At 65.1% G+C, this 1,892-nt stretch carries 1 protein-coding gene; it reads right to left on the bottom strand.

The features are described 5' to 3' along the window. On the bottom strand, window positions 1–1,892 hold a 1,892-nt coding region (locus EN969_RS29145), incomplete at both ends, for an indolepyruvate ferredoxin oxidoreductase family protein (protein ID WP_127419630.1).

Here is a 1,892-nt window from a genome sequence, read left to right on the forward strand (position 1 = left end):
AGACAGCTGATAGGCGGTCAGGAAGGCGACGCGGCGGGCAATGATGTCGTCCAGCGTCTCGGCGGTGTCCGTGGCCTGGCCTGCCTTTCCAGCCGCGGTCGGACCCGGCTGGGCAACCAGCCCGCGCACGAAATCCGGCTGATGGGCAGCGCGACGGCCCCAGCGGAAGGCGGCGATGTTCATCGCCACGGCTTCGCCATTGAGCTCGATCGCCTTCTCGACCGCCTCGGCGGACAGCGGCAGGCCGCTGTGCTGGAAGGCAAAGCCAAGCATGAACATGTTGGCGCCGAGCGAATTGCCGAAAAGTGCCGTGGCAGTGCGGGTGGCATCGAAGAAATGTGCCTTGTCGTCGCCCGCAGCCGCGCGGATCGCCTTTTTCAGCCGCTCTATCGGCAACGAAAAATCGGCCGAGCGGGCGAATTCGCCGGGCATGATCTCGGCGGTGTTGGCGACGAAGATGGTGTGGCCCTCGCGCACCGCGGTCAGCACCTTCTTGGCGCCCGACACGACGAGATCGCAGCCAAGCACGAGATCGGCCTTCCCCGCCGAAACGCGGATTGCATGGATGTCGTCCGGGGTACGAGCGATGCGGACATGGGTGAACACCGAGCCGCCCTTCTGGGCGAGGCCGGCCATGTCGATCATGCCGCAGCCCTTGTCCTCAAGATGCGCCGCCATGCCTAGCACCGCACCGACGGTGACGACGCCGGTGCCGCCGACGCCGTCGATGATCGCCGCCCAGCCCTGCTCGCCAAGCGGGAATTGCGCCGGCACGGGCACGCCTTCCAGCGGATCGGCCTTGCCGGCCAGGCCCTCGGCCTTGCGGATCTTGGCGCCGTGCACAGTGACGAAGGACGGGCAGAAGCCGTTGACGCAGGAGAAATCCTTATTGCAGCTCGACTGGTCGATCTTGCGCTTGCGGCCGAATTCGGTCTCGACCGGCTGGATCGAGACGCAGTTCGACTGTACGCCGCAATCGCCGCAGCCTTCGCAGACCAGTTCGTTGATGAAGACGCGCTTGTCGGGATCGGGGAATGTGCCGCGCTTGCGGCGGCGGCGTTTTTCGGCGGCGCAGGTCTGGTCGTAGAGCAAGACCGAAACGCCCTTGACGTCGCGCAGCTCGCGCTGGACGAGATCGAGGTCGTCGCGGTGATGGATAGTGGCACCGGCCGGGAATTCGGCTTTGCCAGCATATTTGTCCGGCTCATCCGTGACGATGGCAATGCGGTCGACACCCTCTGCCCGCACCTGCCTGGCAATCATATCGACGGTCAGGCCGCCTTCGTGCGGCTGGCCGCCGGTCATGGCGACCGCGTCGTTGTAGAGGATCTTGTAGGTGATGTTGGCATCGCTCGACAGCGCGAAGCGGATCGCCAGCGTACCGGAATGGTTGTAGGTGCCGTCGCCAAGATTCTGGAAGATGTGCTCGCGCTTGGAGAACGGCGCCTGGCCGACCCATTGCGCGCCCTCGCCGCCCATGGCCGTGAAGCCGACTGTGTTGCGGTCCATCCACAGCGCCATGAAGTGGCAGCCGATGCCGGCCGCGGCGATCGAGCCGTCCGGCACCTTGGTGGACGAATTGTGCGGGCAACCGGAACAGAAGAACGGCGTGCGCGAGCCGATGTCGGTGGCCTCGGTGAGCATTGCCTGGAACTGGCGCAGTTTTGCCACCCGCGCCGAAATCTCTTCGGACGGGCCGATGGTCCTGACGATCCTCTCGCCAAGCGCGATGGCGATCTCGTTGGGATCGAGCGCGCCTTTGGCCGGAAACAGCCAGTCGCCGCGCTCGTCCTTCTTGCCGATAATGACCGGTTGGGTGGCAGTGCCATAAAGGCTTTCGCGCAACTGTACCTCGATCAGCGAGCGCTTCTCCTCGACACCATCGTCGTCGT

Source organism: Mesorhizobium sp. M7A.F.Ca.CA.003.01.2.1, assembly GCF_003998945.1.
Taxonomy (GTDB): Bacteria; Pseudomonadota; Alphaproteobacteria; order Rhizobiales; family Rhizobiaceae; genus Mesorhizobium; species Mesorhizobium ciceri.